The 21,743-nt window shown below is 55.6% G+C and carries 22 protein-coding genes; 13 read left to right on the forward strand and 9 right to left on the reverse strand.

Annotated elements, in window-relative coordinates; all coding sequences use genetic code 11:
- The first annotated feature begins 81 nt into the window (after positions 1 to 81).
- Positions 82 to 903 (forward strand): trypsin-like serine peptidase, encoded by an 822-nt coding sequence (locus SK62_RS11165; RefSeq protein WP_003857461.1) that lies wholly within the window; start codon positions 82 to 84, stop codon positions 901 to 903.
- 5 nt (positions 904 to 908) lie between these two features.
- On the opposite strand, the gene mdtI is transcribed toward SK62_RS11165, so the two are convergent.
- Together mdtI and mdtJ are read right to left on the reverse strand one after the other, a co-directional pair.
- Entirely contained in the window at positions 909 to 1,238 is a 330-nt protein-coding gene (gene mdtI, locus SK62_RS11170) for a multidrug/spermidine efflux SMR transporter subunit MdtI (RefSeq protein WP_003857463.1), read from the reverse strand.
- Positions 1,225 to 1,587, reverse strand: coding sequence for a multidrug/spermidine efflux SMR transporter subunit MdtJ (mdtJ, locus tag SK62_RS11175; RefSeq protein WP_017384557.1), 363 nt, complete (start codon positions 1,585 to 1,587; stop codon positions 1,225 to 1,227). The genes mdtI and mdtJ overlap by 14 nt, the downstream gene beginning before the upstream one ends.
- A gap of 421 nt (positions 1,588 to 2,008) precedes the next feature.
- Here mdtJ and SK62_RS11180 point away from each other — a divergent pair, with 421 nt between their 5' ends.
- A complete protein-coding gene (locus SK62_RS11180) occupies positions 2,009 to 3,049 on the forward strand; it encodes an AI-2E family transporter (RefSeq protein ID WP_003857467.1) in 1,041 nt (346 codons plus the stop codon).
- Here the strand turns inward: SK62_RS11180 and SK62_RS11185 are convergent.
- Positions 3,046 to 3,993 carry a zinc-dependent alcohol dehydrogenase family protein gene (locus SK62_RS11185; protein WP_017384558.1) on the reverse strand — a complete coding sequence of 316 codons (948 nt, stop codon included), beginning with the start codon at positions 3,991 to 3,993 and terminating at the stop codon, positions 3,046 to 3,048. The two genes, SK62_RS11180 and SK62_RS11185, sit on opposite strands and share 4 nt — an antisense overlap.
- Positions 3,986 to 5,020 (reverse strand): LLM class flavin-dependent oxidoreductase, encoded by a 1,035-nt coding sequence (locus SK62_RS11190; RefSeq protein WP_017384559.1) that lies wholly within the window; start codon positions 5,018 to 5,020, stop codon positions 3,986 to 3,988. Before SK62_RS11190 ends, SK62_RS11185 begins: the two co-directional genes overlap by 8 nt.
- 207 nt (positions 5,021 to 5,227) lie before the next feature.
- Between SK62_RS11190 and yajD the strand changes: the two genes are divergently transcribed.
- Positions 5,228 to 5,575 carry an HNH nuclease YajD gene (yajD, locus tag SK62_RS11195; RefSeq protein ID WP_006808895.1) on the forward strand — a complete coding sequence of 116 codons (348 nt, stop codon included), beginning with the start codon at positions 5,228 to 5,230 and terminating at the stop codon, positions 5,573 to 5,575.
- A gap of 67 nt (positions 5,576 to 5,642) precedes the next feature.
- Here yajD and SK62_RS11200 read toward each other — a convergent pair whose 3' ends face one another.
- Entirely contained in the window at positions 5,643 to 6,089 is a 447-nt protein-coding gene (locus SK62_RS11200; RefSeq protein WP_017384560.1) for a hypothetical protein, read from the reverse strand.
- Positions 6,090 to 6,406: 317 nt separating this feature from the next.
- Here SK62_RS11200 and SK62_RS11205 point away from each other — a divergent pair, with 317 nt between their 5' ends.
- The 8 genes from SK62_RS11205 to pqqF all read left to right on the forward strand — a co-directional run bounded on the left by SK62_RS11205 (position 6,407) and on the right by pqqF (position 14,429).
- Entirely contained in the window at positions 6,407 to 7,672 is a 1,266-nt protein-coding gene (locus SK62_RS11205; protein ID WP_047719420.1) for a Y-family DNA polymerase, read from the forward strand.
- Positions 7,673 to 7,776: 104 nt separating this feature from the next.
- On the forward strand, positions 7,777 to 8,796 hold the full coding sequence (locus SK62_RS11210) for a dipeptidase (protein ID WP_047719419.1): 1,020 nt from the start codon (positions 7,777 to 7,779) through the stop codon (positions 8,794 to 8,796).
- 138 nt (positions 8,797 to 8,934) lie between these two features.
- Positions 8,935 to 9,006, forward strand: coding sequence for a pyrroloquinoline quinone precursor peptide PqqA (gene pqqA, locus SK62_RS22255; RefSeq protein ID WP_002905689.1), 72 nt, complete (start codon positions 8,935 to 8,937; stop codon positions 9,004 to 9,006).
- A 55-nt stretch (positions 9,007 to 9,061) separates the two neighbouring features.
- Entirely contained in the window at positions 9,062 to 9,979 is a 918-nt protein-coding gene (gene pqqB, locus SK62_RS11215; protein ID WP_017384563.1) for a pyrroloquinoline quinone biosynthesis protein PqqB, read from the forward strand.
- 2 nt (positions 9,980 to 9,981) lie between these two features.
- A complete protein-coding gene (gene pqqC / locus SK62_RS11220) occupies positions 9,982 to 10,737 on the forward strand; it encodes a pyrroloquinoline-quinone synthase PqqC (RefSeq protein WP_023296520.1) in 756 nt (251 codons plus the stop codon).
- 2 nt (positions 10,738 to 10,739) lie between these two features.
- A complete protein-coding gene (gene pqqD, locus SK62_RS11225) occupies positions 10,740 to 11,018 on the forward strand; it encodes a pyrroloquinoline quinone biosynthesis peptide chaperone PqqD (RefSeq protein WP_047719418.1) in 279 nt (92 codons plus the stop codon).
- Positions 11,005 to 12,147 (forward strand): pyrroloquinoline quinone biosynthesis protein PqqE, encoded by a 1,143-nt coding sequence (gene pqqE, locus SK62_RS11230; protein ID WP_023296519.1) that lies wholly within the window; start codon positions 11,005 to 11,007, stop codon positions 12,145 to 12,147. Before pqqD ends, pqqE begins: the two co-directional genes overlap by 14 nt.
- Positions 12,148 to 12,152: 5 nt before the next feature.
- A complete protein-coding gene (gene pqqF / locus SK62_RS11235; protein ID WP_047719417.1) occupies positions 12,153 to 14,429 on the forward strand; it encodes a pyrroloquinoline quinone biosynthesis protein PqqF in 2,277 nt (758 codons plus the stop codon).
- A gap of 86 nt (positions 14,430 to 14,515) precedes the next feature.
- Here pqqF and SK62_RS11240 read toward each other — a convergent pair whose 3' ends face one another.
- Both SK62_RS11240 and SK62_RS11245 read right to left on the reverse strand, forming a co-directional pair.
- On the reverse strand, positions 14,516 to 16,945 hold the full coding sequence (locus tag SK62_RS11240; RefSeq protein ID WP_017694096.1) for a glucose/quinate/shikimate family membrane-bound PQQ-dependent dehydrogenase: 2,430 nt from the start codon (positions 16,943 to 16,945) through the stop codon (positions 14,516 to 14,518).
- A 346-nt stretch (positions 16,946 to 17,291) separates the two neighbouring features.
- Positions 17,292 to 17,711: a translesion error-prone DNA polymerase V autoproteolytic subunit gene (locus tag SK62_RS11245; RefSeq protein WP_003857514.1), complete on the reverse strand. Its 420-nt coding sequence runs from the start codon at positions 17,709 to 17,711 to the stop codon at positions 17,292 to 17,294.
- Positions 17,712 to 18,036: 325 nt separating this feature from the next.
- On the opposite strand from SK62_RS11245, the gene SK62_RS11250 reads away from it, so the two are divergent.
- The gene (locus SK62_RS11250) at positions 18,037 to 18,237 is read left to right on the forward strand and encodes a hypothetical protein (RefSeq protein WP_003857516.1); all 201 of its coding nucleotides are present in this window, start codon (positions 18,037 to 18,039) and stop codon (positions 18,235 to 18,237) included.
- A gap of 46 nt (positions 18,238 to 18,283) precedes the next feature.
- Here SK62_RS11250 and SK62_RS11255 read toward each other — a convergent pair whose 3' ends face one another.
- On the reverse strand, positions 18,284 to 19,150 hold the full coding sequence (locus SK62_RS11255; protein ID WP_047719416.1) for an aldo/keto reductase family oxidoreductase: 867 nt from the start codon (positions 19,148 to 19,150) through the stop codon (positions 18,284 to 18,286).
- A gap of 145 nt (positions 19,151 to 19,295) precedes the next feature.
- On the opposite strand from SK62_RS11255, the gene SK62_RS11260 reads away from it, so the two are divergent.
- The gene (locus SK62_RS11260; RefSeq protein ID WP_017384568.1) at positions 19,296 to 20,957 is read left to right on the forward strand and encodes a methyl-accepting chemotaxis citrate transducer; all 1,662 of its coding nucleotides are present in this window, start codon (positions 19,296 to 19,298) and stop codon (positions 20,955 to 20,957) included.
- A 32-nt stretch (positions 20,958 to 20,989) separates the two neighbouring features.
- On the opposite strand, the gene smrA is transcribed toward SK62_RS11260, so the two are convergent.
- Entirely contained in the window at positions 20,990 to 21,553 is a 564-nt protein-coding gene (gene smrA / locus SK62_RS11265) for a DNA endonuclease SmrA (RefSeq protein ID WP_015570640.1), read from the reverse strand.
- Positions 21,554 to 21,743: the final 190 nt, after the last annotated feature.

A 21,743-nucleotide genomic window follows, 5' to 3' on the forward strand; every position in this document is an offset into this window, starting at 1 on the left:
CCCACTTTCTCGCCGTCGCGTCTATAGTATTTTCATAGGGTTCACTTTTAATAATCATAATTACCCCCACCAGAGTGTGATATGCGTAAATCTGTTGTGTTGTTACTGGGAACGTTTAGCCTTTTTGCTGGCTTTTCACATGCGGATGATGGCGACGATGACGCCATTAGCGCCAAAGAGGTAAAGACGCTGTTTTTTGGTCATGACGATCGTACGCGTGTCACCGATCCTACCGAATCGCCCTGGGATGCCATCGGGCAACTGGAAACCGCCAGCGGCAATTTATGTACCGCGACCCTCATTACGCCACGCCTTGCGCTGACGGCGGGTCATTGCCTGTTAATGCCGCCTGAAGGCAAACCGGATAAAGCGATCGCCCTGCGCTTTGTGTCGCAAAAAGGAATATGGCGCTACGAAATTCACGGTATTGAGGGGCGGGTGGATCCGTCGCTTGGCAAACGCCTGAAACCGGATGGCGATGGCTGGATTGTGCCGCCCGGGGCGGCCTCCTGGGATTTCGGGCTGATCGTTTTACGTTATCCGCCGTCCGGGATCACCCCGCTGCCGCTCTTTGATGGCGATAAAGCCGCGCTCACCGCCGCCCTGAAAGCCGCCGATCGAAAAGTGACGCAGTCAGGCTACCCTGTTGATCACCTCGATTCGCTGTACACCCATACGGACTGCGTGGTGACGGGCTGGGCGCAAAACAGCGTACTGTCGCATCAGTGCGATACGCTACCGGGTGATAGCGGATCGCCCCTGATGTTAAAAACCGATAACGGCTGGCAGCTGATTGGCGTTCAGAGTTCTGCGCCAGCGGCGAAAGACCGCTGGCGCGCCGATAACCGGGCGTTGTCGGTGACCGGTTTTCGCGACCGGCTGGAAGCCCTGGCGCAGCAGTAGGTCACTCAGGCCAGTTTAATCATGATCATACCGGCGAGCAGTAATACCAGCCCTATCCAGCCTTTATTGTTTAAACGCTGCCCGAACATAATCCAGCCTGCCGCCAGGGTGGCGGCAATACCGAAGCCCCCCCACAGCGCATAGGCCACGGACAGATCGATGCCTTTCACCGCCTGTGACAGGGCGCTAAACGCCCCCAGAACCGCGGCAATCGATAACAGGCCGTAGGCTTTACGACGAAAACCGTCGGAGAACTTCAGAAAGACGTTGGCAATAATTTCCAGAACGATGGCGAAAGCCAGCCAGGCCGCGTGGATCCATTCAAACTGCTGCATGGGTCTGCTCCTTCTGCTGTTTTGCCGGTTTGCGTGTACCCGATTTAATCAGCACGATACCTGCGACCAGGGTCGTCAGCCCGGCAATTTTCATTGTCGTCAGGGTTTCATCAAATAACATGACGCTAAACAGCGTAATCAATAAAATACCAATACCTTCCCACAATGCGTATGCCACGCCCAGCGCGATTTTTTTAACCGCAAAAGAGAGGAAAATATAGGAAAGCGTAATCATGACCAGCATCAAAATAAAACCGGTGCTGCCCTCACTCACGCTTGCCCATTTCATCGACAAGGTGCCGGTAATTTCAGCGACGATCGCCAGAGCTAATAAAATCCAGTAAAACATGTTTTTTCTCCTGCTTGAGAATATAATCCATCGAGGCTCGCTGCGGACAGCAAACCAAAAAATTGGGAATTAAATCAGTTAGCTAAGCGCATAGCGCCAGCTCAGGCAGAAGACGTGACTATAGCGCGGAACGCCAGTGTTGCTCACCAGAAAGCAGGCAGAGGGAGGTTGAAAACAGAGCAGAGTTGTTTGAAAAATACGTCCTGAACAAATTGTCCATAAAATTACAATTATCCGCGGTGTTGCTTCTCGTCTTTGCGGATGAAAATTGTCCTCGGTAGTTGAACACGCCTGATTTGTATCATAAGCCAGGAATTTACTCAAAGCCTTTTCATTTCTTTACCCAGTCTGTTTGATTTTGGTTAGTTTTTTTAATCCGCTTTCCCCTCTATTATAAATAAAAAACTGTTCAGGAACGTCCATGGCCAAACCTATTATCACCCTCAACGGGCTTAAGATCGTCATCATGCTGGGCATGCTGGTGATCATTCTGACCGGCGTTCGTTTTGCGGCCGATATCATCGTGCCTTTTATCCTGGCGCTTTTTATCGCGGTGATCCTCAATCCGCTAGTGCAGCGAATGGTGCGGCTACGCATCCCGCGTGTGCTGGCGATAAGCCTGCTTATCAGTATTATTATCGTTGCGATGGTGCTGTTAGTCGCCTATCTGGGAACCTCCCTGAACGAGCTGGCGCGGACGCTACCGACATACCGCTCTTCCCTGGCGACCCCGCTGCTGCAAATTGAACCCTGGCTGCAACGCGCGGGTATCGAAGTCTCGGTTGAGGAACTGCTTAAATATATCGATCCGAATGCCGCCATGACGATTGTCACCAGCCTGCTGGCACAACTCTCCAACGCCATGACCTCGATTTTCCTGCTGTTCCTGACGGTTGTGTTTATGCTGCTGGAAGTTCCACAGCTGCCTGCAAAGCTCCAGCACATCATGGTGCGTCCGGTAGAGGGAATGGGCGCCATTCAGCGCGCGCTCGACAGCGTTTCACGCTATCTGGTGCTGAAAACGGCCATCAGCCTGGTGACGGGATTAGTGGTCTGGGGGATGCTCGCCGCGCTGGATGTGCGTTTTGCCTTTGTCTGGGGGCTGCTGGCCTTTGCGCTCAACTATATTCCTAACATCGGCTCCGTGCTGGCGGCGATCCCCCCTATCCTTCAGGTGCTGGTTTTCAGCGGTTTGTATGATGCCCTGATTCTGCTGGCAGGCTATCTGGTGATTAACCTTGTCTTCGGGAACATTCTCGAACCACGGATCATGGGACGCGGGCTGGGGCTTTCAACCCTTGTTGTATTCCTGTCCCTGATTTTCTGGGGCTGGCTGCTCGGGCCTGTCGGCATGCTGCTCTCCGTTCCGCTGACAATTATTGTCAAAATTGGCCTGGAGCAGACCGCCGGTGGACAAAGTATCGCTGTACTGCTGAGCGACATGAGCCATAAGGCCGATTAATTGTCCATCGACAGCATGGGCTTACCCGTTCTTCCCGCTTCGCGATAGTTGCCCACTGCCCGCTGCCATTCCGACAGCGGGTAGAGGGTGACATCGCTGCACTGGCTGGCGCGCAGTTTAGGCCAGATGCGCCGAAACTCCGCCTGCCACGCCTCAGCGCTCAGCGCGTCCAGATAGTTACGAATGTGAAACCACGCCACGCGCGGCAACGGCCGCTGCTGCCGGAAGGTCTGCCCGGAGAGTAGCCCGTAGCAGACAAAGGTGCCGGTTTCGGGCATCACGCTCAGGATCGTCTCCGCCAGACTGCCGCCCGTGGCGTCGTACACCACCTCCGCTTGCGCGGCGGCAGCGTTGACGGCGGTCGTATCATGTTGCGCAATCGGGACGATCCCCATTTCAGCCAGACGTTGAGCGTGCACGGGCGAGCGATGGATCCCGTAAACCGCCTCTGCGCCCGCCTGGCGTGCCCATTGCCCGAGCAGAACGGCGCAGTCAGAACCGGCAGCGGTGAGCAGCACCGTTTTCCCGACCGGAGGATAGCGGTCCAGCATCATCTGTGCGGCAAGCGGGTTGATATACGCCCGCGCGGCAAGTAGCGAGTCGACGTCGTCCGGGACGGGAACCGCATACGCCGCCGGGCAGTCGACATAGCGCTGCCAGGTTCCCTGCCCCCGTAACGGCAGGACCCGCTTGCCCAGCAGCGCCGGATAAGCGGCGGGCGTTTCGGTCACTATTCCGACCCCTTCATAACCGGCTATCGCAGGCAGCGGCGTGCGATGGCGATATGCTCCGGTGATGGGGATGAGATCGGAGGCGTTCACCGGGGAAAAAAGCATGCGCACACGTATCTCTCCCGGCTGTCGCGGCGACAATGGTGTAGTTTCCGCTTGCAGTACCGATTCAGGCTCACCAAACCGGCGATACCAGAGGGCCAGATTAAGCATTGCGATCGCGCCATCCCATTTCCGGTGCGACATGTTTCAGGATGGACTCGATCACATGTGCGTTGTATTCCACGCCCAGCTGATTCGGCACGGTAAGTAACAGCGTATCCGCTTCCGCGATCGCTTCATCCTTTTTCAACTGTTCAATCAGCTTGTCTGGCTCTGCGGCATAGCTGCGTCCGAAAATGGCCCGCGTTTTCTCATCCAGATAGCCCACGCTGTCGCTTTCATTGCGGCTTGAACCGAAATACATCCGGTCGCGATCGTCCATCAGGGCAAAAATACTGCGGCTGACCGAAACGCGTGGCTGACGGGTATGCCCTGCCTCAGCCCAGGCCTGTCGGTAGGCACGGATCTGTTTTGCCTGCTGAATATGGAACGGCTCGCCGGTTTCATCATCTTTCAGCGTTGAGCTTTGCAGGTTCATCCCCAGTGTTGCCGCCCATACTGCCGTTGCATTAGAGCCAGCCCCCCACCAGATACGATCGCGTAAGCCTTCTGAATGCGGCTCCAGACGCAATAATCCCGGCGGGTTTGGGAACATCGGCTGTGGGTTAGGCTTTGCAAACCCTTCACCGCGTAATACATCAAGCAGTACCTCAGTGTGGCGGCGCGCCATATCAGATTCGTTTTCCCCTTCCTGCGGCACGTAACCAAAATAACGCCAGCCATCAATCACCTGCTCCGGGGAACCCCGGCTGATACCAAGCTGTAATCGCCCGCCGGAGATGAGATCTGCCGCGCCAGCATCTTCCGCCATATACAGCGGATTTTCATACCGCATGTCGATCACGCCCGTCCCGATTTCAATGCGTTTGGTTTTCGCGCCTATTGCAGCCAGCAAGGGGAATGGCGAACTGAGCTGGCGGGCAAAGTGATGCACACGGAAATAAGCCCCGTCCGCGCCCAGCTCTTCGGCGGCGACCGCCAGATCGATGGACTGTAGCAGCGTGTCAGCCGCGGTTCGCGTGCCGGACTGAGGTGACGGCGTCCAGTGACCAAACGACAAAAATCCGATCTTTTTCATAGTGGAGTATCCTGATAAAGCATTGCGTTATCCCTACTCTACGCATTAACGGATGAGAATAAATGGTGATTATTTAACGGAATGCTTCAAATAAACTGACAGAAATACGCAAATCGCACGCTGCCTTCCCGCAGAGGAGGCATTCTCCTGACATCTCATAATGGGATATAGTGTGAACTATTCTCTTTTTAACAGGTAACATCAGCAATGGCTCTGATCCCCAAAAACTACGCACGGCTGGAAAGCGGCTACCGTGAAAAAGCGCTAAAAATCTACCCCTGGGTTTGTGGACGCTGCTCGCGTGAGTTTGTTTATTCAAATCTTCGTGAACTCACGGTTCACCATATCGACCACGATCACACCAATAACCCGGAAGATGGCAGTAACTGGGAGCTGTTGTGCCTGTTTTGTCACGATCACGAACACTCAAAGTACACCGAAGCGGATCAGTATGGCACCACCGTTGTCGCGGGTGAGGATGCGCAAAAAGACGTGGGTGTCGCCACGTTTAACCCCTTTGCCGATCTCAAAGCGATGATGAACAAGAAGAAGTAATATCGACGGCTTCACTGCCCATACCTGTCGTATGGGCAGTCAGAAAGCCACATATGTTGTATTCCAGTCACAGGTTGAACAATGACACGGCTTTAATATCTGCCTCAGGGTTCACGCGTTTTACTGCCTCTAAAAACGCAGCGAAGTTTTGATTAAACACCGTCAGATTATTATAAAATTGCACCTGTTTTTCACGGGTTCCCTCAAGATAAGTCACAGACCAGATCCGCCTGTTATTTATCACTATCGAGCCTGGTTTAATTTTTATGATAGTCGCCAGCTCAATTTTACGGGTGCTGCTCTTTATAACCTCGTATAAATACTGCTCATCATAAAAGTAGGTTTTACCTGACGAGCCGCCAAACCAGACAGGATGGGTTGAGATTTTTTTCATTCCCCGGCTATCGGCAACGATGCGCGTTGGATGCCGAATACGCCTGACGAAAAAGCGTATCAGCATAATCAGTGCCACAAAAGACAGCACCACAAAAAGAACGTTAATGCTCTCCCGCATATTTCGTTACCTGACATGCATAGTTATAAGTGAAGAAGTATACCCAAATAGTCTGGTCGTGATAATTACCCTTCTACGCCCGTACGCCATGATGCCTTGTTACCCTTGATCTTTGCTATCGATATACAATACTGTATATAAATACAGTATTAATTGACGGTGATCATCATGCAGTTTTTCACGCCATCAGAGCGACGCCGGAGCGTGGCCCTTCCCCTATTCAATGACCCTGTTTCTTACGTTCTGAATGAACGTATAAGCGCGCCCACGAAGGCTCGCGGCGTAGTGACCTGTATCGTGACATCTGCGAGCTGACCATGTTTGCACTGTGTGATGTGAACGCTTTCTATGCTTCCTGTGAAACGGTTTTTCGCCCGGACCTGAAGGGACGACCGGTGGTCGTGTTGTCCAATAACGATGGGTGCGTCATCTCTCGCTCCGCTGAAGCCAAACCCTTTGTGAAAATGGGTGAACCGTACTTCAAACAGAAAGATCTCTTCAGGCATCATGGCGTGGTTTGTTTCAGCAGTAATTATGAACTTTACGCGGATATGTCCAACCGGGTAATGAACACGCTTGAAGAGATGTCGCCTCGTAGCGAAATATACTCAATTGATGAGATCTTTTGCGATCTTACCGGCGTGCGTAATTGTCGCGATCTTTCCGATTTTGGGCATGAAATGAGAGCGACCGTACTGCAACGCACCCATCTGACCGTCGGGGTGGGCATCGCACCCACAAAGACGCTGGCGAAACTGGCAAATCACGCGGCGAAACGCTGGCAGCGCCAGACGGGAGGCGTTGTTGATTTATCCAATGTGGATCGTCAGAGAAAGCTGATGGCGGCGCTACCCGTCGAAGACGTTTGGGGTGTAGGACGTCGCATAGCGAAGAAGCTTGAGATGATGGGGATTAAGACCGTCCTGCAACTGGCAGACACCGATATCCGGTTCATAAGAAAACATTTCAATGTCGTGCTGGAGAGAACGGTGCGTGAATTACGGGGGGAACCGTGTCTTGAACTGGAAGAGTTTGCCCCGGTAAAGCAAGAAATCGTCTGTTCGCGCTCGTTTGGCGAACGCCTCACCGAATATGACGATGTACGCCAGGCCATCTGTAGTTATGCCGCCCGGGCAGCAGAAAAACTTCGCAATGAGCATCAGCATTGCCGCTTTATCTCCGTATTTGTTAAAACCTCGCCCTTCGCGCTTAACGAGCCATATTATGGCAATAGCGCGTCGGTAAAACTGCTCACCCCAACCCAGGATAGCCGGGATATTATCGGCGCATCAGTTCGTTGTCTGGATGCGGTCTGGAAGAACGGCCATCGGTACCAGAAAGCCGGAGTGATGCTGGGAGATTTTTATAGCCAGGGCGTCGCGCAACTTAATCTGTTTGACGACAACGCACCCAGGAAAAACAGCCAAAAGTTAATGGATGTATTAGACCATCTGAATGCTGAAAATGGCCGTGGCACGCTTTACTTCGCGGGACAGGGTATACAGCAGCCGTGGCAGATGAAACGGGAAATGCTTTCACCCCGCTACACCACCCGCTTTGCGGATCTCCTCACTGTTAAGTGATATTAACAATTGCTGCTAAGTTGTAATTTTCCCCTTGCCGGACCGGACAAATCGGTTATCGTGCCAGGCAACTTTCGCAGCAATAAAAGACAGTGGGATGCGCTATGGCGATTTTTGATGGTCACAATGACCTGTTGCTTAATTTATGGCTTCACCATCGCCAGGATCCGGTAACGGCCTTCTTCTCCGGCATTGAGAAGGGACACCTCGATTATCCACGCATGCAGCAAGGCGGATTTTCCGGCGGGCTGTTCGCGCTGTTCGTGCCGCCGCAGGAGTATATCGCCCGCATGGCGCCACAATACGCCAGCGAGCCGTGGCAGCCGGTCGACATTCTCTGGCAGCAGCTGACGATCCTTAAGCAGCTTGTCGCCCACTCCGATGGCCAGGCGCGATTGTGCCTGAGCGCGGCGGATATCGAACGCTGCCGTCAGGATAAAGTGCTGGCGATGGTGGCGCATATTGAGGGCGCGGGCGGTTTTGACGGCGAGGGAGACGATCTACAGGCTTTCTATACCGCCGGGGTGCGCAGCATTGGGCCTTTCTGGAACATTGCTAACCGTTTTGGCACCGGCGTTAACGGGGCGTTTCCCGGCAGCCCGGACAGCGGCCCAGGGCTTACCGCTGAGGGTATCGCCCTCATTAAGCACGCTAACGTCCTGAACATGCTGATTGATGTTTCGCATATGAATGAAAAAGCGTTCTGGGATACCGCTCGTCATTCCTCTTCACCGCTGGTCGCCACCCATTCCAACGCCCATACGCTGTGCCCGCAACCGCGCAATCTGACCGATCGGCAGCTACTGGCTATCCGCGACAGCGGCGGCGTGGCAGGCGTCAATTTCGGCAACGCGTTTTTGCGCGCCGACGGTAAACGCGATAGCGATACCCCGCTGAGCACAATCGTTCGTCATATCGACTATCTTATTAACATCATGGGTGACGATCATGTCGCGCTGGGCTCCGATTTTGACGGCATTACGTTGCCTGATGATTTACACGATGTGAGTGGTTTACCACGGCTAATCAGCGCGTTGCGTGACAGCGGCTATGATCAATTTGTGCTGAATAAGCTGCTGTGGGGCAACTGGCAAAAGGTATTGCAAAATGTTTGGCAACAATAGGTTACGTTGTAAACATTAAGTTAATTCCTTACATCTTTCGGGTTGAGCTTTGCCCTCCTGTGACGCATTATTTGATGACCATCACAAAACTGGCACAAACAATGGCGTTGGTGCTGCTTTTTTAAAGAGGAAAAAACGATGTGGAAGAAACCTGCTTTTATTGATTTACGTCTTGGCCTGGAAGTGACCCTGTACATTTCCAACCGCTAATCGCTCTGCCCGCCATCCGTGCGGGCATTTTTGTTTGACTACCTGGCCCATCTTCATGTTTATTAAAGTCCTCGGTTCCGCCGCTGGCGGTGGTTTCCCCCAGTGGAACTGTAACTGCGCCAACTGTCAGGGTTTGCGCGACGGTACCCTTCAGGCGACCCCTCGCACCCAGTCGTCGATCATCGTCAGCGATAACGGCAAAGAGTGGGTGCTGTGTAACGCCTCCCCCGATATCAGCCAGCAGATTGCCCATACGCCAGAACTGAATAAGAAAGAGGTTCTGCGCGGCACGCATATTGGCGGCATTATTCTCACCGATAGCCAGATTGACCACACCACCGGGCTGCTCAGCCTGCGCGAGGGCTGCCCGCATCAGGTATGGTGTACGCCGGAGGTGCATGAAGATCTTTCCAGCGGATTCCCGATTTTTACCATGCTCCGGCACTGGAACGGTGGCCTGATTCACCACCCGATCGCGCCGCTCACCGCCTTTAGCGTGGAAGCCTGCCCTGATTTGCAGTTTACCGCTGTCCCCATCGCCAGTAACGCACCGCCCTATTCGCCGTGGCGCGACCGCCCGCTGCCGGGGCATAACGTGGCGCTGTTTATCGAAAACCGCCGCAACGGTCAGACGCTGTTCTACGCACCAGGTCTCGGTGAACCCGATGACACCATCCTGCCGTGGCTTAAAAAAGCGGACTGTCTGCTGATTGACGGCACCGTCTGGCAGGACGATGAACTCCAGGCCACCGGCGTCGGGCGCAATACCGGCCGCGACATGGGCCATCTGGCGCTCGGCGATGAACACGGCATGATGGCGCTGCTGGCCTCGCTGCCGGCAAAGCGCAAGATTCTGATCCACATTAATAACACCAACCCGATCCTTAACGAGCAGTCGCCGCAGCGTCACGCCCTTGCGCAGCAGGGAATAGAAGTGAGCTGGGACGGGATGAACATCACGCTTCAGGACTAACTATGCACATTCGCGAAACGCTCTCACCGCAAGAGTTTGAGCACGCCCTCCGGGCGAAAGGCGCCTACTATCATATTCACCATCCGTACCATATCGCGATGCATAACGGCGAGGCCAGCCGCGAGCAGATCCAGGGCTGGGTGGCGAACCGGTTTTACTACCAGACGACGATCCCGCTGAAAGACGCGGCAATTATGGCGAACTGCCCGGATCCGCACACGCGTCGCAAATGGGTGCAGCGGATCCTCGATCACGACGGCAGCAACGGTCATGACGGCGGTATCGAAGCCTGGCTACAGCTGGGCGAAGCCGTGGGGCTCAGCCGCGAGGACTTAATCAGCGAACGCCACGTGCTGCCCGGCGTCCGTTTCGCCGTCGACGCTTACGTTAACTTCGCCCGCCGCGCCAACTGGCAGGAGGCGGCATGCAGCTCGCTCACCGAACTGTTCGCCCCGCAAATCCATCAGTCGCGTCTCGACAGCTGGCCACAGCACTACCCGTGGATCAAAGAGGAAGGCTATTTTTATTTCCGCAGCCGCCTCAGCCAGGCCAGACGCGACGTTGAACACGGTCTGGAGCTGGCGAAGCGTTACTGCGATAGCGCGGAAAAGCAGAATCGGATGCTGGAGATCCTTCAGTTCAAACTCGATATCCTGTGGTCGATGCTCGACGCGATGACCATGGCCTACGCGCTACAGCGTCCGCCTTATCACACGGTCACCGACAAAGCGGCCTGGCACACAACCCGACTGGTATAAGCATGCAAAAAAACTCCATCGTCGCCTTTCGTCGCGGCTATCGCCTGCAATGGGAAGCCGCTCAGGACAGCCATGTCATCCTCTATCCGGAAGGCATGGCTAAACTCAATGAGACCGCGGCCGCGATCCTCGAACTGGTCGATGGCCAACGCGACGCGGCGGCCATCATTGACATACTCAACGAACGGTTCCCGGAAGCCGGCGGCGTGGATGACGACGTCGTAGAATTCCTGCAAATCGCTTATCAACAGAAGTGGATTATTTTCCGTGAGCCAGAATAAACCCGCCGTCAATCCACCGCTGTGGCTGCTGGCGGAGCTGACCTATCGCTGTCCGCTACAGTGTCCTTACTGCTCTAACCCGCTGGACTTTGCCCGGCAGGATCAGGAGCTGACCACCGAACAGTGGATTGAGGTTTTCCGCCAGGCGCGGGCGATGGGCAGCGTGCAGATAGGCTTTTCCGGCGGCGAACCGTTGACGCGTAAAGATCTGCCGGAGCTGATCCGCGCCGCCCGCGATCTCGGTTTTTATACCAACCTGATCACCTCGGGAATTGGCCTGACGGAAAGCAAGCTCGACGCGTTCAGCGAGGCCGGTCTGGACCATATCCAGATTAGCTTTCAGGCCAGCGATGAAGTGCTCAACGCTGCGCTGGCGGGGAACAAAAAAGCCTTCCAGCAGAAGCTGGCGATGGCCAGAGCGGTCAAAGCCCGCGATTACCCGATGGTGCTGAATTTCGTCCTGCACCGGCATAATATCGATCAGATCGATAAAATCATCGAGCTGTGCATCGAACTGGACGCCGACGACGTCGAACTTGCCACCTGCCAGTTCTACGGTTGGGCGTTCCTTAACCGTCAGGGGCTTCTGCCGACGCGGGAACAGATTGCCCGCGCGGAACGCGTGGTTGCCGAATATCGGCAAAAAATGGCCGCCAGCGGCAATCTGACCAACCTGCTGTTCGTCACCCCCGATTATTACGAAGAGCGACCAAAAGGCTGTATGGGCGGCTGGGGGTCGATTTTTCTCAGCGTGACCCCGGAAGGCACGGCGCTGCCCTGCCACAGCGCGCGCCAGCTGCCGGTGGATTTCCCGTCGGTGCTTGAGCAGAGCCTGGAATCCATCTGGTATGACTCTTTCGGCTTCAACCGCTATCGCGGGTTTGACTGGATGCCAGAGCCGTGCCGCTCCTGCGATGAAAAGGAGAAGGACTTCGGCGGCTGCCGCTGCCAGGCCTTTATGCTCACAGGGAATGCGGATAACGCCGATCCGGTGTGCAGCAAATCGCCGCATCATCATAAAATCCTCGAGGCGCGCCGCGAAGCAGCCTGTAGTGATATGAAGATCGGTCAGCTTCAGTTCCGCAACCGTACCCGTTCTCAGCTTATCTATAAAACCCGGGAACTGTAACGATAATGACCACCCGCATCGTGGAACTGGCAGGCGGTTTGCGCGCAACGCTGGTGCATCAGCCGCAGGCGACACGCGCGGCGGCGCTGGCGCGCGTGAGTGCCGGAAGCCATCACGAGCCACCGCGCTTCGCCGGTCTGGCGCATTTGCTTGAGCACCTGCTGTTCCGCGGTAGCCAGCGCTATCAGGGCGATGATCGACTCATGGCCTGGGTCCAGCGCCAGGGCGGCAGCGTCAATGCCACCACGCTGGCTCGCCACAGCGCTTTTTTCTTCGACGTTGCCGCCGATAACCTGTCCGACGGCGTCGCGCGGCTGCGGGATATGTTGCTGGCGCCGCTGCTTTCACCGCATGACATACAGCGCGAAGTGGCGGTCATTGATGCGGAAAACCGGCTCATCCAGCAACATGATTCCGCCAGGCGCGAAGCGGCGGCGCGCCACGCGATGGAAGAACCCGCGGTTTTTCGCCGTTTTCAGGTGGGTAGCAAGGAGTCTCTCGGGCAGGACCCGGTATCGCTGCAAACCGCGTTGCGCGACTTTCATCGTCGCTATTATGTAGCCGGGCACCTGCAATTGTGGCTGCAAGGGCCGCAAACGCTGGATGTGCTGGCCGAGCTTGCCCATACGTTTGCGTCAGGTTTTGCGTCAGGAGGCATGCCTGAAACCGCTCCCCCGTTGCGTCTTAGCGCTGAAGCAGATTATCAGCTGGCGGTAACGGAGCGACCCGCACTGTGGCGTTGTCCGCTCATTCGAAAAAGTGACAACGTCACTTTATTTCGGGAGTTTTTACTGGACGACGCCCCCGGAAGCCTGATTGCCGGGCTACGGGCGCGCGGGCTGGCAGAAGAGGTAGCCCTGAACTGGCTTTATCAGGATGACGATTACGGCTGGCTGGCGCTAACGGTTGATAGCGAACGGCCCGAGGACATTGACCCGCATATTACCCACTGGCTACGGGCGCTACAGCAAACGACGGATGAGCAGCAGCGGCATTATTATCGGCTGGCACAGCAGCGTTTCAGCGCCCTGCCGACGCTGGAGCAGCTGCGCCAGCGGGCATTTGGTTTTGCACCCGGCGCGGCGCCCGTGGGTTTTTACGCCTTTTGTGCCAACTTACGGGCGGCGCCCACCTCGTATCTGGCCTGCAAAAAAATGGAAACCGCTGAAATTATTGCCAGCCAGGGCTTTGCCCTGCCGCTTAGCCATTGGCGTCGCCAGCCGGTTGCAGATGATAGCCCCATCGCGTTTTCCTTCTACCCGCAGACTGCCAGGTATGCTGCGCCAGCCCCGACGTCAGAAGCCGCTCCGCTGCTGCATTTGTCGGCGCAGACACAACCGCCGACGCTGATCCTGCGCAGGCCTTTTTATTCGCGTGTGGAACGCGCACACGGGGTGGCGATGGGCAAACAGTTACGCCCTCTCCTTGCTGAACTGCGCCATATCGACGGCAGCGCCGAGTGGCAAACGGTTGACGGTAGCTGGCAGCTCACCCTGCGGCTTCCTGACGCCATGGTGACGGCGGAACCCATCATCGGGGCGATAATCGATCGCCTCTCCCACCCCGCTCCGGCTACTACGTCAGTGCCAGAAGGCATTGCCATCCGTGAGCTGCTTCAGCAATTGCCTGAACGTCTGGCATCGGATCCGCCGCGGGACGGCTGGCTGGCGGCGTTAGTTGGCGGCAGCGCCGGACACGCGCACGGGTTAGCCCGGCAGCTTGGCCTGCTCCGGGCACCGGTTAACGCTGAGCCGTTGTCGTTAAGCGGTTGTCCCGGCGGGATCGAACACATCCCGCACGCCAGCGCGGATTCGGCGCTGCTGGTGTTTATTCCCCTGCCGCCGGGCGCGTCGCTCGCCGCGCTGCGGATGCTGGCGTTATGCTGCGAACCGCAATTTTTCCAGCGCCTGCGCGTGGAACAGCAGATTGGCTACGTAGTCAGCTGTCGTTATCAGCGTATTGCCGATCGCGATGGCCTGTTGCTGGCGTTACAGTCGCCTGACCGTTCTCCCGTGAACCTGTTGGGCTGCTGCAAACGATTTTTGCGTGAGCTGACGCCGTGCGATGAGGCAGCGTTCAGCGTGTTGCGACAGCAGCTGGCGACGCAGATCCGCTCACCGATGGATGCCAGCGCCACGGCAGTGGCCGCCCTGCGCCAGCGCTATGGTTTGCCGGTGTTAACGCCGCAGGCTATTGATGCCCTGCAACCTGACGAGATAATCGCGCTATGGCGCGAAATGACTCGCCGTCGCCGACGCTGGCGGGTGCTTTTCACGGGCTGACCAGAACCGCCGCTTTCTTCCTGTGCGTGGTTTTTAGTCAAAAAAAAGCCCCGTACTACGACGGGGCCGGGCTGCTTATTTCGCTGTTATTTATCCAGCGCGTAGGCAATCACGTAGTCACCACGATCCGGCGACTGACGTGCACCGCCGGCAGAGATCAGAATGTACTGTTTGCCGGTTTTCGGTGATACATAGCTGATAGGTCCGCCCTGGCTACCCACCGGGAGACGCGCTTTCCACACTTCTTCCCCCGTGGAGGAATCAAAGGCGCGCAGGTAGTAATCCTGGGTTCCCGCAATGAAGACCAGACCGCCCTGCGTGGCCAGCGTACCGCCCAGCGTCGGCATACCGACAGGCATTGGCATGCGCATTTTTACCCCAAACGGACCGGTATCCTGAACGGTACCGACCGGCACCTGCCAGACGATTTTCTGCGTTTTCAGGTCAATCGCGGAGAGAGAGCCAAACGGTGGTTTCTGGCACGGAATGCCCAGCGGTGACATGAAACGGTTTTTGTTGACCGAATACGGCGTTCCTTTCATCGGAACGGCGCCCATCCCGGCGTTCACGGCTTCACCGCCCGTGTTTGCCACCGCGCTCTGCGGATCTTGTTTAATCAGCTGGACCCACAGACCCAGACGCATGTCGTTGACGAAGATGTACTGGTTGTTCGGATCCGTGGACAGACTACCCCAGTTCATTCCCCCCAGCGAGCCCGGGAAGCTCAGGGAAATATCGGTTCCCGGCATCGTGTACAGACCGTCATAACGCATTGATTTGAAGCTGATACGACAGGCCAGCTGGTCAAACGGCGTCGCCCCCCACATATCCGATTCTTTCAGGGTTTCCGCGCCAATCTGCGGCATCCCCACAGAGCGCGGCTGCGTTGCCGGGTACTGTTCACGTGGAATATCCGCTGGTTTTACCGGAACCTCTTTCACTTCAGTGAGCGGTTTACCCGTCAGGCGATCAAGAACGTAAATTTGCCCCGCTTTGGTGCCCACCACCACCGCGGGCTTGTTGCCCTCTTTCGTCGGGAAATCAACCAGGCTCGGCTGCATCGGGATATCGAAATCCCAGAGGTCGTTATGCACGGTCTGGTATACCCACTTCTCTTTCCCGGTAGTCGCATCCAGCGCGAGGATTGAGGTGGCGTATTTGTGATCTTCCGGAATACGGTCAGCGCCCCACAGGTCGACAGAGGAACTTCCCATCGGGATAAACACGGTATTCATCGACGCATCCCAGGACATAGGGGCCCAGGAGTTTGCAGAGCTACGTTTGTAGTGTTCGCCCGGCTTCAGAACATAGTTCGGATCCGGATTACGCGGGTCGAACGCCCAGCGCAGCTGGCCGGTGATCACGTCATAACCACGTATAACGCCTCCCGGCATATCGGTGCTGACGTTATCCGCAACGCGGCCGCCAACGACAACCGTCGTACCCGCCAGCGTCGGGGCCGACGTCAGCACGTAGGTGGGATCTGACGCGTCGCCCATCCCTTCATGCAGGTTAACGCTGCCGTTAGTACCGAAGTCCGGGCAGAACTTGCCGTTATCGGCGTCTAACGCGATCAGCTTACCGTCGATGGTGTTCATCAGGATACGGCGCTGGCATGCAGCGCCCGGTGCCACCTGCGCTGGCAGGACCGGCGTGGAGCCGGCTACCGTTGGCTGTGCCAGCGGTTTGGTGGCATCAAAGTACGCCAGGCCACGGCAGCGCATCCAGATTGCAGACTTGGCGTTGATTTCCGCTTTCCAGATCTCTTTCCCGCTATCGGCATCCACGGCGATCACGTTGTTATGCGGCGTACAGAGGAAGACACGATCGCCAACCTGTAGCGGCGTTTGCTGATCTTCTGCGCCATTGCCGTCCGGACTTTCCGGTACGTCACCGGTATGGTAGGTCCAGACCGGTTTCAGGTTTTTCACGTTGTCACGGGTTATCTGGTCCAGCGCCACAAAGCGACTACCGCCAGCCGTATTACCGTAGTGATCCCAGTTCTGCTGTTTCGCATCATCTTTTACCGGCACCAGCGGGCGTTTTTCACCGCTAAACGGCACGGTCGGATGGGGTTGAAACATCTGAACAAAGGTGACGCCCATGGCGACAATAAGGACCGCGCAGACCCCCAGGGCCCCTTTTGCGCAGGACGGTTTTCCTTCACGTTTACGCAATGCAGGCCAGGTGGCGGCTGCCAGCACCATCAGCCCGGCGGGTACCATTAAACGGGAAACCAGCGGCCAGAAGTCGAGCCCGGCATCGAAAAATGCCCAAATCAGGGTGCCAAGAAACACCAGGGCAAACAGCCCCACGGCAGAGGACTTGCGGCGGAAGAACTGAATCGCAGAGAGCAGAGTGATAACCCCGGCGATGAGAAAATACCAACTCCCCCCCAGGGAAACCAGTTTAAAACCGCCGATGGCAAAAAAGAGCCCCGTTACAAGAAGTATCACACCCACCAGCAGGCACCACGGGCCTAACCAGCCGGATGGGCGGGGATTATTGTCTGACATAAAAATGAATCTCCTGATTACTTTATAACAGCAGGGTTTTATTGACTGCCACGATGCTAAAACCCTGCATAACATCAATTGTTCGTGTGCGAATCATAAATTAAAATTATAATGTAGACAAAATGTATTCTGTCGGAAGAAAAGAAAACTCACTAAAGTGCAGGAACATAACAAAATAAAAAAATGGGATATCACTCTGTAATTCGCCAATACCAGAATATTTGACCAGTCAGTTCCGGCTTATGCGATGAATATCAGGTTTGCCGACAAGACAGCCCCGATAACGTAAGATTTTTGCATGATGAGAATTAACTTATTGCCTATTAATTAAGCTTCACAAACACGATCAGCTCGCGGATTTCACGATATACGTCACTACACCAAAGATATCGAGCGTATCGTCGCTGCCGACAATAATCGGTGAATAGGCGCTGTTCATGGGGTTGAGTTGAATATTGGGACGCAACTGGAGGCGCTTCACGGTAAATTCGCCCTCTACCGCCGCAATCACGATATCGCCATGCTCAGGCTTGCGGGAACTGTCCACCACCAGCAAATCACCGTTATTAATCCCCCCTTCTATCATCGAGTCACCGGCGGCTTTGACAAAATAAGTGGAGCTGGGATGGGCGACTAATAACTCGTTTAAATCGATACGCCGCTCTACATAATCCGCTGCCGGGCTGGGGAAGCCGCACTGTACTAAGTCGCTGAAAAGTGGAATAGCAACGATTTCACGCAACTCTGCGGGTCTGAAAAAGATCATAATAAACACCTCCATACTGTTTTTATATACAGTAGTTTTAACTGAGGTATCGATCAAGCCATGTCAGCGTAAGCGGCTGGCTACGCCTTAACCGCTTCGCTTATAACCCTCTATAGCAATGAAGATTATTTGTTTTGTAAATTTTTACGCATGGGCAAGCTTAACGCGTCATAAAACATCACTACATCATCACTTATTGATGACTTGTAAATGTACAAAAGACAAAGCACCATCACTGCATAATCACTACCCGTTGACTTTCTATTTAGACTGGCGCATATTTTACAGCACAAATTAACAAGACAATTTTTGGAGGACGTTTTCTATGCCCGCCCGTGATTATCCCGATAAGCGTGTTGCTCGCGGTGTCGCAAAGGAGGCCGAACTCAGGATGTTAAGCGCGCGCATCGATCCTGCGCTGATGGAGTACATCCGCATTACTGCGTATGAAACACGGAAAAGTAAGCAGGAAATCGTGGCGGAAGCGTTAGCGCTTCATCGCCAAAGAAGTCAGATTGGATCATAAACAGCAAAAGCCCGAAAAATTCTCCGGGCTTTTGCTGGTATCGGGATTACCCCACCAGCGAATTTAACGTCTCCAGCGCCTCAGGCGGCAATACCAGATCGGCTGCCGCCAGGTTTTCACGCAGATGCGCCACCGACGAGGTTCCCGGGATCAAGAGGATATTTGGCGAGCGTTGCAGCAGCCATGCCAGCGCCACCTGCATCGGCGTCGCGCCCAGTGAATCCGCCACCGCCTGTAGTCCGGAAGATTGCAGTGGCGTGAAACCTCCCAGCGGGAAGAACGGCACCCAGGCAATCCCCTGCTGCGCCAGCGAATCGACCAGCGCATCGTCACCGCGATTCACAACGTTGTACATGTTCTGTACACACACCACGGAAACCATCTTCTGCGCTTCAGCGACTTGCGAAGCGGTGACGTTGCTCAGCCCAATATGGCGAACCAGCCCCTGCTGTTGCAGCTCTGCAAGGGTACTCAGCGGCGCGGCAATCGAGCCTTCCGCCGGTCCGTGGTTGCTAAACATGATCCGCAGGTTAACCACGTCCAGCACATCCCGCTTCAGGTTACGCAGGTTGTCATGCACCGCCTGCGTCAGCTCCTGCGCGGAAAACGCCGGCAGCCAGGAGGCATCCTCGCCGCGTCGGGCTCCGATCTTGGTCACAATCGTAAGGTCGTCCCGGTACGGATGAAGCGCCTCGCAGATAAGCTGGTTGGTCACATGAGGTCCGTAAAAATCGCTGGTATCAATGTGATTCACACCCGACGCCACCGCTTCACGCAGCACCGCCAGCGCCGCATTTTTGTCTTTTGGCGGACCAAAAACGCCAGGCCCGGCAAGCTGCATCGCGCCATAGCCAAATCGTTTAACCGTACGCGTTCCGAGCGTGAACGTTCCGCTTTTATCTATGCTGCTCATGCTGACCTTCCTCATAAAAAATGATCCGGATTTACAACAGGTTCCGCAACGAAACCATTAGTTAAGCAATAGTAAAATTAAAGTTTAAATTCGCTACGACGATAGTATTGATGTAACCCTGCCTCTTCTCTTACGGATGACCGCCATGCTGAAAAATCTGCACGTGATTACCGGTATTATCTTTGCCCTCACCATATTCTGTCTGCTGCAAGTTGTCACGGGAGGGTTGTTCTACTCTGCCGTTAACAACGATCGTCACAACTTTCAGAACTCCGGGTTACTCAATGCCCAACAGGAGAGCCTGAGCGACAGCGTGAACACGCTGGTGAAAACGCGCGTTACCGTCACCCGCGTGGCGATCCGCTACCTGAAAAACCAGCGCGATCCGGCCTCTCTCGCAGCAATCAACACGCTGTTGGGCACCGCGAACGGTTCGCTGACCAAAGCCGAAGACTATTACAAAAACTGGCAGGCGATTTCGCAGGTGAAGGGCCAGAATGCCGCGCTTACCGAAGAGATGCAGAAAGCCTGGAAGCAAATGCACGAGGTGATGCGCTTGTCCATTGAGTATCTGCGCGCCGATAACTATCAGGCCTATGGCGACCTGGACGCCCAGCAGGCGCAGGATGAGATGGAGGCGGTCTATACCCGCTGGCGCGCTGAAAACAACGTGCTGCTGAAAGCCGCCGCCGAAGAGAACCAGAGCAGCTTTACCCAGATGCAGTGGACGCTGGCGGCGATCTTCCTGACTGTGATCGCCGTGCTGGTGGTGATCTGGCAGGGTTTACAGCACCTGCTCCTGAAACCGCTCAACGCCATCATGAACCATATTCGCACCATCGCGAGCGGCGATCTGACGCAAAACGTCGCGATTACCGGGCGCAACGAGATGGGCCAGCTGGCTGCTGGTCTGCACGAGATGCAGCAGTCGCTGGTGAGCACCGTCAGCGCCGTGCGCGGCAGCACAGATTCTATCTATACGGGCGCAGGAGAAATTGCCGCCGGGAGTAACGACCTTTCCGCGCGAACCGAGCAGCAGGCCGCCTCGCTGGAAGAGACCGCCGCCAGCATGGAAGAGCTGACTGCCACGGTGAAACAGAACTCGGATAACGCCCGTCAGGCGACGCTGCTGGCGAAGAATGCGTCTGAAACCGCCGCACGCGGCGGTCAGGTGGTGGATAACGTGGTGCGTACCATGAATGACATTGCCGACAGTTCTCAGCAAATTGCGCATATCACCGGCGTTATCGACAGCATTGCCTTCCAGACCAACATTCTGGCGCTCAACGCGGCGGTTGAAGCCGCCCGTGCCGGGGAACAAGGTCGCGGCTTTGCGGTCGTGGCAGGTGAAGTACGGACGCTGGCCAGCCGCAGCGCGCAGGCGGCAAAAGAGATCAAAGGGCTTATCGAGAACTCTGTCAGCCGGGTGAATACCGGCTCAGAACAGGTGAGCGAGGCGGGTGCGACCATGAAAGAGATCGTCGCGGCCGTGACGCGCGTAACCGATATTATGGCTGAGATTTCCTCGGCGTCTGACGAGCAGAGCCGCGGTATAGAGCAGGTCAGCCTGGCGGTCTCGCAGATGGACAGCGTCACGCAGCAAAACGCCGCGCTGGTACAGGAGTCGGCAACGGCGGCGGCAGCGCTGGAAGATCAGTCTGAACAGCTGCGTCAGGCCGTGGCGGCATTCCGGCTGAACGCTCAGGCATCGCTGGCGGCTCGCCCTAAAAACGTGAAAACGCCCGTACTGCTGCGCCCGTCAGCGGCAGGCGCGAATACAGCTGACGCGAACTGGGAAACCTTCTGAGTGACAGGCGGGCATCTCGCCCGCCTTCCTGATTAGCGGCTGCGCTTGGCGTGGCGCTCCCAGTTATCTCGCTTCGCATCCTCTGACTTACGCAACGAGACATAGCATGCTCCGCTGCCGCCGTGATGCGGCTGCGCTTCGCAAAAGGCCTGTACTTCGTCGAACTCGGTCAGCCAGCGCGCAAGATAGCTGCGCACCACGTTAGGATGCGACTGCTGTTCACGCCCTTTACCATGCACGATGATCAGGTTGCGTAGCCCGTCACGTCCGGCCTGGCGAATAAAGGAATAGACCAGCTGGCGGCATTGCTCCGCAGGCTGGCGTAACAGCGTTAAGCTGGCCTGACGGGAATATTTGCCGGAACGCAGCTTATCAAATACCCCCTGCTGTACCCCTTCGCGCTGGTACATGAGCGGCTCGGCAAGGGGCAACAGTTCCAGAAACCCCAGCGTCAGAAAGTTATCGAGCTGCTCAGTATCTATTTCCTGACGCGCCCGCGTGTTGCGGCTCTGCTGCCAGTGAATATCCGCGCAGCGTTTGAGCGGCTGGACATCCTCCATGGCGTCAAGAAAAAGTGATTTGTCGTCAGGGTTCATGGAAATCCTCCGGCTACATCTGAGTGATGTACTATACCTGCGCCCGTTGCGGGTCTCAATCATCCAGGCACAGGTTCAAATAATGGCTTAAGGAACAGATAATCGCAGACGCAATAAATTTAATCTAACCTTAACTTAAATTTCAGCCGTAATTAATTAAATAATTTACGTTAAAAAATCGTGAAATCAA

Origin of the sequence: Enterobacter sp. BIDMC109 (genome assembly GCF_001037885.1) — a bacterium.
GTDB lineage: Bacteria > Pseudomonadota > Gammaproteobacteria > Enterobacterales > Enterobacteriaceae > Enterobacter > Enterobacter hormaechei_C.